Source organism: Psychroserpens sp. SPM9 (assembly GCF_025153525.1).
In the GTDB taxonomy this organism is placed as follows: Bacteria; Bacteroidota; Bacteroidia; order Flavobacteriales; family Flavobacteriaceae; genus Psychroserpens.
In genome coordinates this window covers 597,635-616,315 of sequence record NZ_JANZNR010000001.1, presented here as the reverse complement: position 1 = coordinate 616,315, position 18,681 = coordinate 597,635, and the positions used below count along the sequence as shown (strand labels likewise).

Genomic DNA, 18,681 nt, shown 5'->3' with positions numbered 1-18,681 from the left:
TGCTTACATTTTTTGTAACCATTCTTTTACATCCACTTCTTTTTTAATGATGTCTCGTAAATCCTCAATCTTAACACGTTGTTGTTCCATCGTGTCTCGATGACGAATGGTAACTGTGTTATCTTCTAAGGTATCGTGATCAACAGTGATACAAAATGGTGTTCCGTTGGCATCTTGGCGTCTGTAACGTCTTCCTACAGCATCTTTTTCATCATAAGCTACATTGAAATCCCATTTTAGGTCATCAATGATAGTTTTGGCAATTTCAGGTAAGCCATCTTTTTTAACCAATGGTAAAACAGCTGCTTTTGTTGGTGCTAATACAGCAGGTAATTTTAAAACAGTTCTCACACTTCCGTCGTCAAGCGTTTCGTCTTCTAAGGCATTAGAAAACACAGCCAAGAACATTCGGTCTAAACCAATAGACGTTTCTAATACATAAGGTGTATAATTGGCATTGTCTTCGTGGTCGAAGTATTGCAGTTTTTTACCAGAAAATTCTTCGTGTTGTTTTAAATCGAAATCGGTTCGGGAATGAATTCCTTCGAGTTCTTTAAATCCGAACGGAAATTTAAATTCAATATCAGTCGCAGCATCAGCATAATGCGCTAGTTTTTCATGATCGTGAAAACGGTAATTATCTTGGCCCATCCCAAGTGATAAATGCCATTTTAATCGAGTTTCTTTCCAATGATTAAACCATTCTTTTTGAGTTCCTGGCTTGATAAAGAATTGCATTTCCATTTGTTCAAACTCACGCATTCTAAAAATAAACTGTCTGGCAACAATTTCATTTCTAAACGCTTTTCCTGTTTGTGCAATTCCAAAAGGAATTTTCATACGTCCTGTTTTTTGAACGTTTAAGAAGTTCACAAAAATACCTTGAGCCGTTTCCGGACGTAAGTATAAGTCCATAGCACTATCGGCACTCGCTCCAAGCTTAGTTCCAAACATCAAATTAAATTGTTTGACGTCGGTCCAGTTTCGAGACCCTGTAAGTGGATCTGCTATTTCTAATTCTTCAATAAGCGCTTTTACATCGGCTAAGTCTTCTTTTTCTAGCGATTGGCCTAAGCGTTTTAGAATCGTATCAATTTTTTCTTGATAGCCTAATACTCTTCCGTTGGTTGATATAAATTCTTCTTTATTAAAAGCCTCTCCAAAGCGTTTTTCAGCTTTTTTGACTTCTTTTTCAATTTTATTTTCAATTTTAGCACAGTAATCCTCCACTAAAACATCGGCACGATAGCGCTTTTTGGAATCTTTATTATCAATTAATGGATCGTTAAAGGCATCAACGTGGCCAGAAGCTTTCCAAGTGGTTGGATGCATAAAAATTGCAGCATCAATTCCTACAATATTATCATTCATTTGCACCATGGCTTTCCACCAGTAGTCACGAATGTTTTTCTTGAGCTCTGCTCCGTTTTGTGCATAATCATACACTGCGCTAAGTCCGTCATAGATTTCACTACTCTGGAACACGTAACCATACTCTTTTGCGTGAGAGATTACTTTTTTAAATTGATCGTCGTTTGCCATGATGCAAAAATAAAAAACCGCTCCAATTAATAGAACGGTTTTTAAGAAATTATATAATGTTGGTTATTTAAGTTTAACTTCTGTGCTTCCAAGTTTTCTGTCTTTATGAAAAATGGAAATATAATAGGTTCCACTTTCTAAAGGTTGTTCGTCAATATCAGCGTCAACATCAATGCAAATTTCAACAACTTGATTGGTGTAGTTTATGATTTCTTTTGCACTGTAAATTAATGATGAATCCCCAAAACGAACAGCGCCTTTGTCGGCAACAACATTATTTCTGGGATTCAAAATTTGAATATAAAGTTCTTTGTTTCCAGCTTCGGTTAATGAATTTTCAGCTAGTGTAAAACAAACCTCAATGCTGTGGACGCGTTTTGCTTTTGTACTAGAACGTTTAGCTCCAAAAAACTTTTCATAACCTCTGGCTTTAAACGAGTTTGCAGTAAGCAGAGCTCCTTTTTCTATACTTTTTTCCAGATGTTCGTTTTCTTTTAATAAAGTCGAATTTTCGCGTTGCTGTTTTCTTAAAGCGTTGTAAGCAAGTAGTTTTTCCTTTTCAAGACCTTTATTAACTTGTTCTAATGAATCAACTGCTTTAAATAAGGCTTTATTTTTAAGTTTTAGGCTAAATAATTGTTGTTTGAATTTCGCCAATACAGAAAGATCGCTACGAAGCACTCTAAGTGAGTCCAAAGCTAATTGGGTTTTCTTTTTTGCGTCTTCCAATTGGGAAGAAATCAGATCATTTGAAATTGAAACATCATCATAGCGGGTGATCATTTGGGAGAGTTCACTTTCAACTAGCTTCTTTTCCTGTTCTAAAAATTGCTCATGCGCTACAATGGATTTATAACTTGTAAAACTGTAAACAGTTAAAACGGCGACAGCAACTATTAAAGAACCAATTATTAATCTGTAGTTAAATGATTGAGGGTTAACTATCATTATTAATATCGTTATTTTATCTTGCGAAACTAAGTAATATGTTATTCATAACTGATTTTAATCGTTGAAATGATAAAAAACTTGTTAAACTTATTTTTTCCTAAGACATGTAGTGGCTGTAGTCAACATTTATCTGATAATGAGTTAGAAATTTGTACTAATTGTAGGCATCAATTACCGCTGACACATTTTCATGATGATACCAATTATGCAGTGCATAAAATACTTTACGGACGAGTGAAACTGGAACAAGCGACTGCTCTTTTGCATTTTTCTAAAAAGGGTATTGTACAACAGTTGATGCATAATTTAAAATATAGAGGACAAGAAACTATTGGGCATTGTTTAGGGGAATGGCTAGGAGAGGAGTTAAAACATATAGAAGCTTATCGCAGTATTGATGTTGTGATTCCAGTTCCGCTTCATAAATCTAAATTAAAAACCAGAGGTTATAATCAGGTGGATAAGTTTGGACAAGCTTTAGCTAAAGCCTTAGAAGCCGAGTATAATCCTTCAGTATTAATTAAAACCACCAATACTAAAACACAGGTTTTTAAAGATCGCTTAAAACGGAATCAAAATGTGAGCAGTAATTTTCAAATTAAAAATGGCGCTGCGCTTGAGCATAAACATATTCTCATCGTTGATGATATTATAACTACAGGTGCTACAATAGAAGACTGCGCTACGTCTTTATTACAAATTAACGGAATCACTTTAAGTTTGGCAACCATGGCAATAACCGATTAATACAAGCCTTATGACTACTGCTATTTTGAGGTTAAATTGGTATTAATTGTTTTGAGGATAAGGAGGTTTGTTGTTAATTTGTTGAAATTTGAAGTGAGCATGCATAAAAACGTTTTACAAGGTTTTGTTTTAATAGCTATTCTGGTGATGCTGGTAAGTTGTGCAAATAGAGGAACACCATCTGGTGGACCAAAAGATGAAGAAGCACCTAAAATCATAAAGGCAAGTCCGGAGAATTTTACCACCAACTTTAACGGAAAGGAAATTAGAATTTCTTTTGATGAATATGTGAAAATCAAAAATCTTCAAAAGCAACTTATCATTTCGCCTCCAATGGATCCTGAGCCAACAGTAACGCCTTTGGGAACTGCAAGTAAATACATCAAAATTATTATTAACGATACTTTAGAAGCCAATACAACCTACGCGTTTAATTTTGGGCAAAGTATTGTCGATAATAACGAAGAAAACCCTTACGATTACTACAGATATGTGTTTTCTACTGGAGATGTAATTGATTCACTTTCGGTAAAAGGTCAAGTTATGGATGCTCAAAACAGAGAAACAGACGCATTTATCTCTGTGATGTTATATGAAATTGATTCGACCTATACAGATTCGACGGTCTTTAAGCAACGTCCTAAATACATTACAAATACCTTAGATAGCTTAACCACTTTTAGTATTGATAATATCAAACCAGGAACCTATAAACTGGTCGCTTTAAAAGATGAAAACGGGAATTTTACATTTCAGCAAGGTTCTGATAAAATAGGGTTTTATGAAGGTTATATTACTGCACCTACCGATTCTTTATACACCATAAAATTATTTAATGAAACACTCAATTTTGATGTGAAACGACCAAGACAAGTTGCGGGTCAAAAAATTGCTTTTGGTTACCAAGGTGATTATAAAGACATGGAAATTGAACTGTTAGGTAATCGCCCTGATGGATTTAAAACCCGTATTACAAAAGATGAAAAGGCCGATACCTTATACTATTGGTACAAGCCTAATATTGAGGCTGATTCGGCGAAGTTTGTTGTGCGAAATAAGAGTTTTGTTGATACGCTTAACCATCGTTTTAGGGTGATTGATAGAGATTCATTAGTTATAAAATCGACGGTTTCGGGAACCATAAATTTTAATAATCAATTTGGAGTTTCAGCAAATATTCCTTTAGAAAATATCAACACGCAGCACATCACAATTTTAGATAAAGATTCTTTAAACGTGCCTTTCGAAACCAGCTATTCAAAATTAGAGAATACCTATAGGTTTCAGTTTGAAAAAGAGGAACTTCAAACCTATAAAATTCAAATGCTTCCAGGCGCTTTTGAAGATTTCTTCGGAAATGTCAATGATACACTTAATTATAATTTGAAGACTAAACAATATTCAGATTATACCAATATTAGAGTGCGTTTAGAAAATGCAGTTTATCCAGTGATTGTGCAGCTTACTAATGAAAAAGGCGAGATGAAATACCAACAATTTGCTACTGAAGAACGTCTATTTGATTTTAGAAATTTAACACCTGCAAAGTACTATATCAAAGTGATTTATGATACCAACGGAAACCAGCAATGGGATTCTGGAAATTATCTTTTACAACGCCAAGCCGAACGCGTGAGTTTTGCCAAAGGATTTATTGACGGTCGTGCAGGATGGGATTATCCCGAAGAAGTGTTTATTTTAGACTAAAAGTATCTCTGTCTTTTAAAAAACCTAGTTTTTCTCGATATTTAGAGATGTGATTTTTATAGAGTGTTACTACGTCAATGGCTTCTTTATTAGGCAACATATAATCTATGCGTTCTCCTAAAACATCGTATGCTGCCGAATGCCCAGAATATTCATAATTGTTACCATCTAAACCTACACGATTAACACCAATACAGTAACTCATATTTTCAATGGCTCGTGCTTTTAAAAGCGCATCCCAAGCCGAAATTCTTACCTTAGGCCAATTTGCAACATAGATTAAAGCATCATAATCTTCGGTGTTTCTGGCCCAAACGGGAAACCGTAAATCATAGCATACCAAAGGTTTGAGCTTCCAACCTCTATAATCAACAATCAAAGGTTTTTTTCCAGCCTTATAAACGCGATCTTCACCAGCTAAGGTAAAGGTGTGTTTTTTATCATAATATTGAACGTCGCCATCAGGCATCACAAAAAGAAGTCGGTTGTAAAAGGCATTTTGGTCTGCGATTACCAAACTTCCAGTTATAGCAACTTGGTTTTGTTGTGCCAAATCTCGCATCCAGGATACGGTTGTTCCTGTCATCGCTTCTGAAACTTGTGCGGCATGCATCGTGAATCCTGAAGTGAACATTTCGGGTAGAATAATAAGATCGACAGGTTTGGAAATAGCATTAATTTTCTGACTGAAATTAATGCGGTTTTGTTCAGGGTTTTCCCAAACCAGATTGCTTTGAATTAACGCAACACTTAATTGATTTTGCATGTTTAAATTTACAAAATTTAAACAAAAAAAATCCATTTTAGTTCATTTTGAAAAACTTAAAATGGATTTGTATTTGGTTATTAATATCGAGCTACAATTTGCCTTTTGTTTTCTCGACATTGGCTCTTAATTTTTCTAATTTATCAAGCCATTTTTGTTCATCATTAGGTGACAATTTGCCTTTCTTTTTTAGCTTGTCGTATTTGTTTTGAGCCGTTTCTAATTTTTTAGTGGCTTTGTCAAAATTATCCTGAGCTTTTTGTTTTTTCTTTAAAGCCTTTTCTGCTTTTTTCTGCTCTTTTTCAGCCTTTTTTTGAGCTTTTTCAGCTTTTTTCTTTTCTTTTTCGAGTTTTTTAGCTTCTTTTTGCTTTTTCTCTTCTAGCTTTTCGGCTGCTTCTTTTCGTTGGATTTGTTCTGAAATCGTTGCAGCTTCCTTTAAAATGGCCGTTTTATCTTCGAGGCTTAAAGTATCTGTAACCTCTTTTCCATCAAGAAAGATTTTTTCTTTTTTAACTTCATAAGTTTTTCCGTCTTTTTGAACTTCCTGAGCATGTAAAGTGATGCTAAAAGTTAACATTAAAAGAATGATTATATATTTCATGTTCATGTTTTTGTTTTGTTCTACTTATTAGAAACAAAAGTAATAGAAAAGTCACTTAAAATTAAGTTAAATTGAATTCAAGATTTGAGCTGCCGCTTTTAAAGTATCGTTGGTTTTAGCAAAACAAAAACGCAGCACTTTATCATCTCGTTGCTGATCGTTAAAAACAGATAGTGGGATAGAAGCCAATCCTTTTTCAATTGTGAGACGTTTTGCAAAAAGGAGGTCATTTTCCGAAGTAATATTTGAAAAATCTAAAACTTGAAAATATGTTCCTTTTGATGGTGTGAATTTAAAACGTGATGCTTTGATGAGGTCTAAAAATGTATCACGTTTTTCTTGATAGAATTCTGATAAATGGACATAATGATTAGATTCGGCTAAATAATCGGCCAAACCTTTTTGTGTTGGATGGTGCACCGAAAACACAGTAAATTGGTGGAGTGCTCTAAAGGCTTCCATAAGCGCTTTAGGTGCGCAGCAATACCCAACTTTCCAACCGGTATTATGAAATGTTTTTCCGAAGGATGCCGTAATAAAGCTGCGTTTTTTTAAATCAGAAAACAAACAGACACTTTGATGAGACTCGCCATCAAAAATAATATGCTCATAGACTTCATCACTCAGTACTAAGATATTGGTGCCTTCAGTTAATTTTTGAAGTTGCAGCATATCGGTTTGATGCATTACAGTTCCGCTTGGGTTGTGAGGTGTATTAATGATAATCATTTTGGTCGCAGCGCTAATTTGCTGTTCAACATGTGTCCAGTCTATACTATAATGAGGCGCTTCTAATGCGATTGCAATTGCTTTTCCACCATTGGCTTCAATGGAAGGTTGGTAGCTGTCATAGGCAGGTTTAAATATAATGACTTCGTCACCTGGTTTAATAAAGGCTGATAGGATAGAGAATATAGCTTGAGTCGCGCCAGCAGTTACTGTAATTTCAGTTTCTGGATGGTAACTGGAATTGTATAAATACTCAAATTTTTTAGAAATGGCTTGCCGTAAGTCGAAGCTTCCAGCCATAGGCGCATATTGATTATAACCAGTATTCATCGCATTTGAAACCGCATCGATGAGCTTTTGGTCACTTTCAAAATTTGGAAATCCTTGGGATAAATTAATAGCATTGTGCTTATTGGCTAAAGCACTCATGACAGAAAAAATCGAGGTGTCTACCTTGGTGAGTTTTGGTGAAAGTTGCATATGTAAATATAATAATTATACGAAAAGCGAGTTGTATTAATGAAACCAATTCAACCTGTTATTAAAACATTTTTATGTATTGTATTTGTGGGCTTAATGGCCTGTGTAGAAGCACCTAAAACAAAAGTGATTCCAAATGCCGTTGTAAACAATTCTCTACAGGAATTTCCTCTCGAAATTGCGGAACCTACTCTAGATTCGGCAAAACTTGACATTAATTTTAAGCCCAAAGGGGAGTATTCAACAATGACAAGTCGTATACTTTCAGACCGACCTTATTTTAAAAGATTATATCAAACCAATTCAGCTAAAGCGATTGATAGTGCATCACAGTATTTATATTCGAAATTGTTAAATACTATAGTGCCACATTGGTATGGTACCGAATGGGATTTTAATGGTCATACTAATATTCCTAATCAAGGTGAAATTGCGTGTGGTTATTTTGTGTCGACAACTTTAAAGCATTTAGGTTTTAATTTGAATCGTTACAAGATGGCGCAACAGGCCGGACTTATAGAAGCGCAAATGTTGCAGCCAAAAGCTCAGTTGCAAATCTTTTCGAATTTGTCTTTTGAATCTTTAAAAGCGAAAGTGAATTCGGTATATACTGATGGTGTTTATTTTGTTGGACTCGACAATCATGTTGGGTATGTGCTTGTAAAAAATAAAGAACTCTACTTTTTACATTCGAGTTATTACGATGATAAAGTAATGATAGAACTTGCTGAGACATCGCCTTGTTTTCCTTCCAATATTTATGTGTTTGCTGAAGTATCGACAAACAAACATTTAGTGAAACGCTGGATTTTTAATGAGCGTTTGCAGCTGCCAAATCCTTAAAAAATACCAGAAGTATTTTTTTATCTTTACGGCATTCTATATTCAAAACTAATGACCATGCGATATTTCAAAATTATCTTCTTTTTTATTGTGTTTCAAATGTCTGCTCAACAAGGTGGCATGTGGATTCCTTCCTTATTAGAAGGAATGAATGAAAGTGAAATGCAAAGCTTAGGAAGCAAACTTACAGCACAAGATATTTACGATGTAAACCAATCGAGTCTCAAAGATGCTATTGGTCATTTTAATGGCGGTTGTACAAGCGAAGTGATTTCTCCTAAAGGCTTATTACTCACTAATCATCACTGCGGATTTAGTCAAATTCAGTCGCATTCGTCTTTAGAAAATGATTATTTAAAAGATGGATTTTGGGCTATGTCTCTTGCTGAAGAAATTCCTAACGAAGGACTTTATGTCGAGTTTATTGTGAGCATTGAAGATGTGACATTAAGCATGCTTGCTGGCGTTACAGATGATATGAGTCCAAGAGATCGACAATCTAAAATTGATATTAATAGAAATGCAGTAGTTAAAGCGACCAAAAAAGAAGAATGGCAAAACCTTAAGATTACACCATTTTATAAAGGCAATCAATACTTTTTATTTGTTACCGAACGTTTTGAAGACATTCGTTTAGTTGGTGCGCCACCAAGTAGCATCGGGAAATTTGGTAGCGATACCGATAACTGGGTTTGGCCAAGACATACTGGTGATTTTTCGATGTTTAGAATTTATGCCGACCAAAATAATCGTCCGGCAAAATACAGTAAAGATAATGTTCCGTATACACCAAAACATTTCCTGCCAGTCTCTTTAGACGGAATTGAAGAAGGAGATTTTACTATGGTCTTTGGGTTTCCGGGTCGTACTAACGAATATTTACCAGCCGTTGCTATAGAACAAATAACAAAAAAGGTAAATCCGTCAAATATTGCGATTAGAGAAGCGGCTTTAAAAGTGATAGATGCTAATATGAAAGCTGATGACCAGATTAGAATTCAATACGCATCAAAGCAAGCGCGTATTGCCAATGCCTGGAAAAAATGGATTGGTGAAAACCTTGGGATTGAAAAAAGTGGAGCAATTGCTATAAAACGTGAGTTTGAAAGTGATTTTACAAAAGCATTAAAAGCTCAAAATAAAGAGGCTAAATATGGTCACCTATTATCAGAATTTGACCGACTTTACGCAGACTTTGAAAGCGTTAATGTTAAGCGTAATAACTTCATTGAAGTGTTTTTTCGTACCAATGAGTTAATGCAAATGACCTTTAGAGCTTATCAAATGGAACAAGCACTCATTAAAAATCCGGATAACACTAAGGCTATTGCAAATTTTATAAACCGTATGGAAAGCATCCATAAAAATTATAATGTGGCAGTAGATAAAGGTGTTTATGAGTCGGTGATGCCATTGTATTCAAAAAATGTTGATGTGTCCATTTATAATACGACAGCTTTTACAACTATGGAAAGCACTTTAAAGTTACTTAAAGGAAGTTCTGATGAGGTTCTTAAAAAGTTAAATAAAGATGCTGCTTACCAATATGCAAAACCGTTAATCAAAGAGTTTTATACAACATTAGAGCCCGATTTTCAACGAATTAACACCGAAATAAACGCCCTTCAAACCACCTATATGACGGCCTTAATGGAAGTGATGCCTGAAGAACGTTATTTCCCAGATGCCAATAGTACATTACGTGTGACCTATGGAAAAGTGAATGGTTATTCGCCAAGAGATGCTATTTATTATAATCCGGTGACCTATCTGGATGGTGTGATTGAAAAATATGTGCCTGGAGATTACGAATTTGATGTGCCTCAGCGCCTCAGAGATTTATATGCCGCGAAAGACTATGGACAATACGCAGATAAAAACGGAAAACTACCAGTTTGTTTTTTAGGAACCAACCATACTACTGGAGGAAATTCTGGGAGTCCGGCAATTGATGCGGAAGGAAACCTGGTTGGTTTAAATTTTGACCGTGTCTGGGAAGGTACGATGAGTGATATCTATTACGATCCAGAAATTTGCCGAAACATTATGGTCGATTTACGTTATGTTTTATTTATTGTCGATAAATACGCTGGTGCAACGCATTTAATTGAAGAGATGACATTAGTTCATCCTAAAAAATAGAAATGACTCGATTTTATACAAAAGCCTTTCTAGCAATAGAAAGGTTTTTGTTTTATACGATTTTCTATAAGTTGTTCGTTTAGCTTGTATGAAACCACTACTATTCACCATTTCGTTATTATTGTCTCTAACGGTCTTTTCACAGTCTCAACCCAAAACCATTCATGTATTTGTCGCCTTATGTGATAATGTAAATCAAGGTATTGTTCCTGTTCCTGCAAAGCTTGGTAACGGACAAGATATCAAAGGAAATTTGTATTGGTCGGCCTTGTATGGTGTGAAAACTCATTTTAAAAATTCTAAAGATTGGACTTTAATAACTTCGGAAAAAGCTATAGGAAATCATATTTTAGAACGGGTTTTGTTTAAGCATAACACCACCAATACTTATCTTTTGGCTGATGCCTATGACGGAAAGTACATCAAGCAAACAACGATCGATTTTTTGGAAGCTACGGCAGGACGAAATTCGGTAGCGATAACACACAAAAAGCAAGTGTTGAAGTTTGGAGGAGATGCTCAATTACTGACTTATATTGGTCACGACGGACTCATGGAATTTAATGTTCAGGGGGATTTTAAACCGGTTAATGAAACCAAGAGAGACGCCATAATCTTAGCATGTATTAGTAAAGATTATTTTAAACCCTATTTGAAGCAAACCAAAGCCAATCCGTTGGTTTGGACCACTGGATTAATGGCACCAGAAGCTTATACTTTAAAATGGGCTATTGACGGTTGGATTTTGAATGAATCGGATGCTCAAATTAGTGAACGCGCTGCAAAGGCTTATCATCATTATCAAAAATGTGGTTTAAAAGGCGCTAAGCGTTTACTCGTTACTGGGTATTAGTTTACCTATTATTTGGAGTCGTTGTAAACAATGTTAGAGCTTGTTCTGCAATAAGGATTGCAGTGGCATCCTTTTTTGAGGGACGAGAAAAAGATACAACGGAAAGCCTGGTGCAACATAGCTTTTGCGACGTTGCAATTGCCCCAATACAACAACTCTTATTTGGAGACTATAGCATTGATAATCTTTAAATGATGCTGGGTGTGTAATACTAAAAATTTAGACACTCTTGGCGTATTCACATTTCCAAATATAGGATGTTTGAAATAAGCATTTTGGGGTAAATCAGCTATGGTTTCAATATTGGCTTTGGCTAATGTAGTTTGCGAAATAAGATCTGCTTTTAAAATGGTTTCGGGAGGTCTCACATATTTTGGAGCTTTTGCTTTTCCTCTGGGAAAAAACCCAAGTGTAAAAAAGAATTTGCCTAAAAAACTGAAGTTATTTTTATAAGTGTTTGGGTCTGATGTTTTGAGTGAATCAATAACTCTATTAATAACCTTAAGGCTGTGATCAATATGCCATGCCACATCAGCTTTTGATATTTCAGGATTTGAAATATGATGGTGTTCTATATGATTTTCGATATGAACTAATGCAGTATTTAGTTTTTTTAAACTCATAAATTTTGTTTGTGTGAAGTTACTAAATAAAACAAGAGTATTAGGTGTTTGAATTTGTCCTAATAGTAAGTGCAACTACAAAAAAATCCCAAACACGAATGTTCAGGATTTTGTTTTTATCTCTTATGCGATCTAATGGTTAAGAGCGCAAATGGTTTTAGTATCTGTAGTGTTCAGGTTTGTAAGGACCTTCAACTGTTACACCAATATAATCGGCTTGGTAATCTTTAAGCTCAGTTAGCTCAACACCAATTTTTTCTAAGTGTAATTTGGCTACTTTTTCATCTAAATGCTTAGGCAACATATACACATCATTTTTGTAAGCATCAGCATTGTTCCATAACTCAATTTGAGCTAAAGTTTGGTTGGTAAACGAATTACTCATTACAAAACTTGGGTGACCAGTAGCACAACCTAAGTTAACCAAACGCCCTTCAGCGAGAATGATAATGTCTTTACCATCAATGGTATATTTATCAACCTGAGGTTTAATGGTGTTTTTGGTATTTCCGTAGTTTTCATTTAACCAGGCCATTTGAATTTCGTTATCAAAGTGACCAATATTACAAACGATAGTTTTGTCTTTCATGGCTTTAAAATGCTCAGAACGAACAATATCTTTGTTTCCAGTAGTGGTGATAACGATATCAGAATTTGCTACAACAGTTTCTAATTTTTTAACTTCAAAACCATCCATGGCAGCTTGTAAAGCACAGATTGGATCAATTTCGGTAACCGTAACGATACTACCAGCACCTTTAAAAGAAGCAGCAGTACCTTTACCAACATCACCATAACCACAAACGGTCACACGCTTTCCAGCTAGCATGACATCTGTAGCACGACGAATCGCATCTACAGCAGATTCTTTACAACCGTATTTGTTATCGAACTTAGACTTAGTAACAGAATCATTTACATTAATTGCTGGCATTGGTAATGTTCCATTCTTTACTCTTTCGTAAAGTCTGTGAACACCTGTAGTAGTTTCTTCAGACAAGCCATTGATTCCAGCAGCTAACTCAGGGTATTTATCTAATACCATATTTGTTAAATCGCCTCCATCATCTAAAATCATATTTAACGGCTTTTTATCGTCACCAAAGAATAAGGTTTGTTCAATACACCAATCAAATTCTTCTTCAGTCATATCTTTCCATGCATATACAGCAGTACCCGTAGCAGCAATTGCAGCAGCAGCTTGATCTTGTGTTGAGAAAATATTACAAGAACTCCAAGTAACTTCAGCACCTAAAGCTTGTAGTGTTTCGATTAAGACCGCAGTTTGAATGGTCATGTGTAAACAGCCTGCAATACGCGCACCTTTTAAAGGTTGCGTGTTTTTGTATTCTTCACGAAGACTCATTAGTCCTGGCATCTCCGCTTCAGCTAATTCAATTTCTTTTCTTCCCCAATCTGCAAGAGACATATCTTTTACTTTGTAAGGTACGTAAGTCGTTGTTTTATCCATTTGTTTATTTTTGCTTTCTTATTTTTTAATTATGCTTTGCCTTTAGAGTTTAATTTTGGTTAAATTCGCTTGATAAAACGATCTAATTCGCTTAAGGCGCAGCAAAGATAACCATTAAGTTTCAGATAATTAAATGCCACTTTATAAAACTATCCATCCAAACTCACAAACTGTTGTTAAAATCTGGAAGATTACAGAATCTTATACTGAATTAATGCAGCCCTTAGATTTAAAACCAAATAGTTTAGAGCGCGTATTAGGTATGAAAAGTGAGTTGCATCAACGTGGTTTTTTAAGTGTGCGTCATTTGCTTCGAGACTCTGGATATACCGATCAGGATTTGTATTATGATACCAACGGAAAACCCCATTTAAAAGATGGAAAACAAATCTCGATTACGCATTCGTTTACCTTTTCGGGAATCATTATTAGCGATGCTGAAGTTGGTATCGATATCGAAAAGCAGCGAGAAAAAATTACGGTGATTGCTAAAAAATTTGTGGATTATGAGCTCAATTACCTCTCTGAAAACGATACAGATTATATTAAAAGACTCACCGTTATTTGGGGTATTAAAGAATCGCTATACAAACTATTTGCGACACCAGGTATGTTGTTTCGAGAGCATTTTTTAGTGATTCCTTTTATGCTGGAAGATGGGAAAACCGTGGCTTGGATAGACTACGACAATAAAAAATACAGATATCAAACGCACTTTTTAGAATTTGAAGGGTTTACATGTGCGTTTGTGACGACTTAAAAGAAATGAAGAACTTTAAATTAGATTGAAAACGTAAAAGTTGTGTTAGTGACCAATAAAAAAGAGGTATATAGAAGGGTTATTGAATCGATTTCCAAAGGGGAAAAATTACTGGCTGTTTTAATCGATCCAGACAAAATGATGCTCGAAGGCTTGTCTGATTTTATGTTAAAGTTAAATCAATCTGTAGCCACCCATATTTTTGTTGGTGGAAGTATCGTTAGTGAAAACGCCACAGAACAATTGGTTATTGAAATTAAAAAACATACCAGTTTACCCATTGTTTTATTCCCTGGTGATGTATCGCAAATTACTAAAGAAGCTGATGCTTTATTGTTTCTATCGCTGATTTCAGGTGATAATCCTGAATATTTGATTGGGAAACATGTACAAGCCGTTTCAAAGTTGAAAGGTTCTAATTTAGAAGTAATTTCAACCGGTTATATTTTAATTGAAAACGGTAAGCAAACAGCTGTAGAAAGAGTTACAAAAACAACACCTATACCTAGAGAACATGTACAAAAAATAGCCGATACTGCTAAAGCTGGCGAATGGTTGGGTATGCAGCTCATGTATTTGGAAGCCGGTAGTGGTGCTTTGCATCCTGTGCCAATTGAAATCATTAGTTTTGTAAAGCAGACTTTGAAGATTCCGCTGATTGTTGGAGGTGGCATTAGAACGAAAACACAATTAGAGAATGCCTATAAGGCAGGAGCCAATTTAGTAGTTATAGGTACTGCTTTTGAAGAGGATGAACGCTTCTTCGATGAATTAAAAGCCTAATATAAATTTAGTTTAAACAATAACTTAGACTTTCGTTTTTATAAAAAATAATATGAACATATCCGTAGAACTTACTTTAACACCATTGCATGACGATTACGAACCTGCAATTATTCATTTTATCAAACAGCTTCGTGCTTCTAATTTAAAAGTACTTGAAAATCCGTTAAGCACACAGGTCTATGGTGATTATGATGCGGTCATGACGCTCTTAACAGTCGAAATTAAAGCAGCTTTTGAGTTAATTGAAAGAGGCTTATTACATATGAAAATTGTAAAATCGGATCGCTACGATTATGAACCACATTTTTGAGTTTTTTTTTGGTCAATATGATGCCTATTCTACTACAGATATTGTTCTAGAAATAACAGCTGTAATTTTTGGGTTCTTATCTGTATGGTTTTCTAAACAAAATAAAATTTGGGTATTCCCAACAGGAATGATAAGTACCGCAATATTTGTGTATTTATTAATAAAATGGGAACTGTTAGGGGACATGATGATAAATGTATATTATTTTATCATGAGTGTTTATGGTTGGTATATATGGACAAGAAAAATAGATGAAACCCAGGTTACACCAATTTCTAGAACAACCATAAAAGAAAAACAAATAGGTGTCGTTATTTTTATAGCGACTTTAGCGTTTGTTTATATTGTCTATCAAGCATTTGATAAATGGTCTGGCTGGGTTGCCTATGTTGATACGATTACGACAGCAATATTTTTTGTCGGCATGTGGTTAATGGCAAGAAGAAAACTAGAGAATTGGTTGTTTTGGATTGTAGGGGATGTCATCTCTGTTCCACTTTATTTTTATAAAGGTTTTACCTTTACGAGTTTTCAATATTTAGGATTTACATTTATTGCCATATTTGGCTATTTAGCATGGAAGAACAGCTTAAACAAAATAGAGACACCAACCCAAACTGTATAAAAGTAGTTTTATATGGTCCGGAGTCTACTGGAAAATCATCGTTGGCTAAAACATTGGCGCATTGGTATGATACGGTTTTTGTTGAGGAGTTTTCACGTATCTATGCTGAAACTAAAGCGAAAAACAATTTACAGCTAACCAAACACGATGTACTGCCTATTGCTATCGGACAAATGCAATTGGAAAATGAGCAACTTAACCATGCTAACCGACTATTAATTTGCGATACCGATTTGTTAGAAACCAAAGTGTATTCAGAGTTTTATTATGATGATTTTTGTCCAGATATGGTAAAAAAATACGCACTTGAAAATACCTATGATTTGTATTTTTTAACTTATATTGACACGGTTTGGGAAGCTGATGGAATTCGGGATCAACCCCATAACAGATTGCAGCAATTTCAAAGATTTGAGGAAGCACTAGCAGATTCTAAAAAGCCTTATGTGATTGTTAAAGGGAGTTTTGAAGCGCGCTTAGAAATCTGCAAACAACATATTGATAAACTTTTAAAAATAAGCGATTGAATTTTTCTGAAAACGATATAAAACAAATAGAACGCAAAGGCTTAACCTTAAAAAAAATTAAGAAACAAATTGAGCTTTTTGAAACCGGTTTGCCTTTTTCAAATTTAGTTTCTGCGGCTACAATTGGTAATGGGATTGTTAAATTATCAAAAGATAAAAGTGAAAGCTATATTTCGATTTTTGAAACTAAAAAAGATGAAATTTCTATTTTAAAATTTGTTCCAGCCTCTGGTGCTGCGACACGAATGTTTAAATTTTTATTTAAGTTTTTAGAGGAGTATAATATTGAGGAAGAAAGTATTAATTCTTATATCAATACGCACGATAGTAAAGATCTGTCCATGTTCTTTATCGGCCTCGAAAAGTTTCCGTTTTATCATATAGTTATGGATAGACTTCAAAGCACCTATTCAGACTTTGATAGTTTGAGCATTAATGAGCAACGGCTAAAGTTTGTACAAATGATGCTTCATACCGACCAATTAAATTACGGAAATTTCCCCAAAGGCCTGCTGCCGTTTCATCAGTACAAAAATCAGACGATTTCAACAGCTTTTGAAGAACATTTGTATGAATCTGCACTATACTCTTCAAGTAAAGAATCAGCAAAATTGCATTTTACAATTTCAGAAAAATTCAACCATAAATTTGATGAAGAGTTCCAAAGAATCGAAAAGAAAGTAGAAGAAAAATCGGGTTCAGCATTTGATATCTCATTTTCTTATCAAAAAGAATCTACCGATACGATTGCGGTAACCTCCAAAAATAAATTATTTCGCGAAGACGATGGCGCTTTGCATTTTAGACCTTCTGGTCATGGCGCACTTATAGAAAACTTAAATGATTTAGATGCCGATATTGTTTTTATTAAAAACATTGATAATGTAGTGACTTACAAATACAAGGAAGAAGTCGCCAATTTCAAAAAAATACTGGCAGGCATTTTACTTGAAGTGCAAAGCCAAGCATTTGAATACCTTAAGTTACTGGAATCGAGCAAGCCTTCCGAAGAAAAATTAATCGAAATAGGGGAGTTTTTAGTCAATAAATTGAATGTTAAAATCAGCTCCGAATTTGAAAAGTATTCACGTAGATATCAAATAGAATACTTAGCTGAAAAACTCGATCGTCCAATTCGAGTTTGTGGGATGGTAAAAAATGAAGGTGAACCAGGAGGTGGCCCGTTTTGGGTTAAAGATGAAAGCGGAAATATCTCCTTACAAATCGTAGAATCTGCTCAAATCAATAAAAAAAGCAAGCACCAAAAAGAAATTTTGAAGAATGCAACGCATTTTAACCCTGTAGATTTAGTCTGTGGTATCAAAAACCATAAAGGTGAAAAGTTTAATCTCAAAAAGTTTGTTGATCCTAAAACAGCTTTTATTACCATGAAAACTAAAACCGGAAAAGACATCAAAGCTCTTGAACTTCCTGGGTTGTGGAATGGTAGTATGGCCAACTGGAATACCATTTTCGTAGAAGTTCCCTTAATTACGTTTAGTCCTGTGAAAACAGTTAATGATTTACTTAAAGCGCCTCATCAGATTAAATAAGATGTTTGATGCAGAAGCCATATTGCAAGAGGTAAATTTTAAAGCCATTAAGAGTTCTGGTGCTGGTGGACAGCATGTTAATAAAACGGCCTCTAAAGTTGAATTAGCTTTTGATGTTCAGAATTCAGAAGTACTAACTGAAGCGCAAAAAGAATTACTTAAATCCAATCTTCAAACCCGATTAAGTAAAACTTTTGTACTCATCATGCAATGTGGCGAAAGCCGAAGTCAGCATAAAAACAAAACGATTATTAGTCAGCGGTTTGTAGAACTTATTAGGGATAATTTAATTGAAGATAAGGAGCGTATCCCAACTAAAATCCCAAGAGCTGTTGTCAAAAAAAGACTTACAAACAAACGCAGAAATTCGGAAAAAAAAGCGAATCGTAAACCACCTGAAATTCAGTAGACACATTGTTTTAAGTAATCAAGTCTTTGGTATTAGTTGATGTTATCGTGATATAGCAATATTACAATTATAGGTTTCTTTTTAAATTATTTTAAAATCTTAACTGTAAAACAATAAATCTATTTTATCTTTGCAGCGTTCTCAAAAAAGGGGTGCCTATTATCGGCTGAGATCATACCCATTGAACCTAGAACAGGTAATGCTGTTTAGGAAGCGAACGTTAATAAAATGTCCACTGGACATTTTTAGTGAGTGC

Annotated in this window: 19 protein-coding genes; 12 read left to right on the top strand and 7 right to left on the bottom strand. The window is 34.8% G+C overall.

Annotation, left to right across the window (positions count from 1 at the left end; translation table 11 throughout):
• Positions 1-3 precede the first annotated feature (3 nt).
• The gene (locus tag N4270_RS02715; RefSeq protein WP_260095260.1) at positions 4-1,542 is read right to left on the bottom strand and encodes a glycine--tRNA ligase; all 1,539 of its coding nucleotides are present in this window, start codon (positions 1,540-1,542) and stop codon (positions 4-6) included.
• 63 nt (positions 1,543-1,605) lie between these two features.
• Positions 1,606-2,490: a hypothetical protein gene (locus N4270_RS02710; RefSeq protein ID WP_260095259.1), complete on the bottom strand. Its 885-nt coding sequence runs from the start codon at positions 2,488-2,490 to the stop codon at positions 1,606-1,608.
• Between the two features lie 69 nt (positions 2,491-2,559).
• Between N4270_RS02710 and N4270_RS02705 the strand changes: the two genes are divergently transcribed.
• Positions 2,560-3,240 (top strand): ComF family protein, encoded by a 681-nt coding sequence (locus N4270_RS02705; RefSeq protein ID WP_260095258.1) that lies wholly within the window; start codon positions 2,560-2,562, stop codon positions 3,238-3,240.
• 99 nt (positions 3,241-3,339) lie between these two features.
• Positions 3,340-4,947, top strand: a complete 1,608-nt coding sequence (locus N4270_RS02700) for an Ig-like domain-containing protein (protein WP_260095257.1) — start codon at positions 3,340-3,342, stop codon at positions 4,945-4,947.
• Here N4270_RS02700 and N4270_RS02695 read toward each other — a convergent pair.
• The 3 genes from N4270_RS02695 to N4270_RS02685 all read right to left on the bottom strand — a co-directional run bounded on the left by N4270_RS02695 (position 4,934) and on the right by N4270_RS02685 (position 7,523).
• The gene (locus tag N4270_RS02695) at positions 4,934-5,713 is read right to left on the bottom strand and encodes an amidohydrolase (protein ID WP_260095256.1); all 780 of its coding nucleotides are present in this window, start codon (positions 5,711-5,713) and stop codon (positions 4,934-4,936) included. The two genes, N4270_RS02700 and N4270_RS02695, sit on opposite strands and share 14 nt — an antisense overlap.
• A 91-nt stretch (positions 5,714-5,804) precedes the next feature.
• The gene (locus N4270_RS02690) at positions 5,805-6,314 is read right to left on the bottom strand and encodes a hypothetical protein (protein WP_260095255.1); all 510 of its coding nucleotides are present in this window, start codon (positions 6,312-6,314) and stop codon (positions 5,805-5,807) included.
• Positions 6,315-6,380: 66 nt separating this feature from the next.
• Entirely contained in the window at positions 6,381-7,523 is a 1,143-nt protein-coding gene (locus N4270_RS02685; protein WP_260095254.1) for a methionine aminotransferase, read from the bottom strand.
• Between the two features lie 39 nt (positions 7,524-7,562).
• On the opposite strand from N4270_RS02685, the gene N4270_RS02680 reads away from it, so the two are divergent.
• The 3 genes from N4270_RS02680 to N4270_RS02670 all read left to right on the top strand — a co-directional run bounded on the left by N4270_RS02680 (position 7,563) and on the right by N4270_RS02670 (position 11,361).
• A complete protein-coding gene (locus N4270_RS02680; RefSeq protein ID WP_260095253.1) occupies positions 7,563-8,366 on the top strand; it encodes a hypothetical protein in 804 nt (267 codons plus the stop codon).
• Between the two features lie 57 nt (positions 8,367-8,423).
• Entirely contained in the window at positions 8,424-10,508 is a 2,085-nt protein-coding gene (locus tag N4270_RS02675) for a S46 family peptidase (protein ID WP_260095252.1), read from the top strand.
• A gap of 88 nt (positions 10,509-10,596) precedes the next feature.
• Positions 10,597-11,361, top strand: coding sequence for a hypothetical protein (locus tag N4270_RS02670; RefSeq protein ID WP_260095250.1), 765 nt, complete (start codon positions 10,597-10,599; stop codon positions 11,359-11,361).
• Between the two features lie 158 nt (positions 11,362-11,519).
• Here N4270_RS02670 and N4270_RS02665 read toward each other — a convergent pair whose 3' ends face one another.
• Positions 11,520-11,984 carry a DUF1569 domain-containing protein gene (locus N4270_RS02665; protein WP_260095249.1) on the bottom strand — a complete coding sequence of 155 codons (465 nt, stop codon included), beginning with the start codon at positions 11,982-11,984 and terminating at the stop codon, positions 11,520-11,522.
• 157 nt (positions 11,985-12,141) lie between these two features.
• Positions 12,142-13,455 (bottom strand): adenosylhomocysteinase, encoded by a 1,314-nt coding sequence (ahcY, locus tag N4270_RS02660; RefSeq protein ID WP_260095248.1) that lies wholly within the window; start codon positions 13,453-13,455, stop codon positions 12,142-12,144.
• A gap of 133 nt (positions 13,456-13,588) precedes the next feature.
• On the opposite strand from ahcY, the gene N4270_RS02655 reads away from it, so the two are divergent.
• From N4270_RS02655 to arfB, 7 genes are read left to right on the top strand one after another with little or no spacing between them, the layout of a single operon-like run.
• The gene (locus N4270_RS02655; protein ID WP_260095247.1) at positions 13,589-14,215 is read left to right on the top strand and encodes a 4'-phosphopantetheinyl transferase superfamily protein; all 627 of its coding nucleotides are present in this window, start codon (positions 13,589-13,591) and stop codon (positions 14,213-14,215) included.
• A 48-nt stretch (positions 14,216-14,263) separates the two neighbouring features.
• Complete coding sequence (locus tag N4270_RS02650; protein WP_260095246.1) at positions 14,264-14,998, top strand: geranylgeranylglyceryl/heptaprenylglyceryl phosphate synthase; 735 nt, start codon at positions 14,264-14,266, stop codon at positions 14,996-14,998.
• Between the two features lie 52 nt (positions 14,999-15,050).
• The gene (locus tag N4270_RS02645; protein WP_260095245.1) at positions 15,051-15,311 is read left to right on the top strand and encodes a thiamine-binding protein; all 261 of its coding nucleotides are present in this window, start codon (positions 15,051-15,053) and stop codon (positions 15,309-15,311) included.
• Positions 15,295-15,936 carry a nicotinamide riboside transporter PnuC gene (pnuC, locus tag N4270_RS02640; protein ID WP_260095244.1) on the top strand — a complete coding sequence of 214 codons (642 nt, stop codon included), beginning with the start codon at positions 15,295-15,297 and terminating at the stop codon, positions 15,934-15,936. The genes N4270_RS02645 and pnuC overlap by 17 nt, the downstream gene beginning before the upstream one ends.
• The gene (locus N4270_RS02635; RefSeq protein ID WP_260095243.1) at positions 15,888-16,463 is read left to right on the top strand and encodes an ATP-binding protein; all 576 of its coding nucleotides are present in this window, start codon (positions 15,888-15,890) and stop codon (positions 16,461-16,463) included. Before pnuC ends, N4270_RS02635 begins: the two co-directional genes overlap by 49 nt.
• Positions 16,460-18,016, top strand: a complete 1,557-nt coding sequence (locus N4270_RS02630; protein WP_260095242.1) for a DUF4301 family protein — start codon at positions 16,460-16,462, stop codon at positions 18,014-18,016. The genes N4270_RS02635 and N4270_RS02630 overlap by 4 nt, the downstream gene beginning before the upstream one ends.
• Positions 17,982-18,425 (top strand): alternative ribosome rescue aminoacyl-tRNA hydrolase ArfB, encoded by a 444-nt coding sequence (gene arfB / locus N4270_RS02625; RefSeq protein ID WP_260095241.1) that lies wholly within the window; start codon positions 17,982-17,984, stop codon positions 18,423-18,425. Before N4270_RS02630 ends, arfB begins: the two co-directional genes overlap by 35 nt.
• The last annotated feature ends 256 nt before the right edge of the window (positions 18,426-18,681 follow it).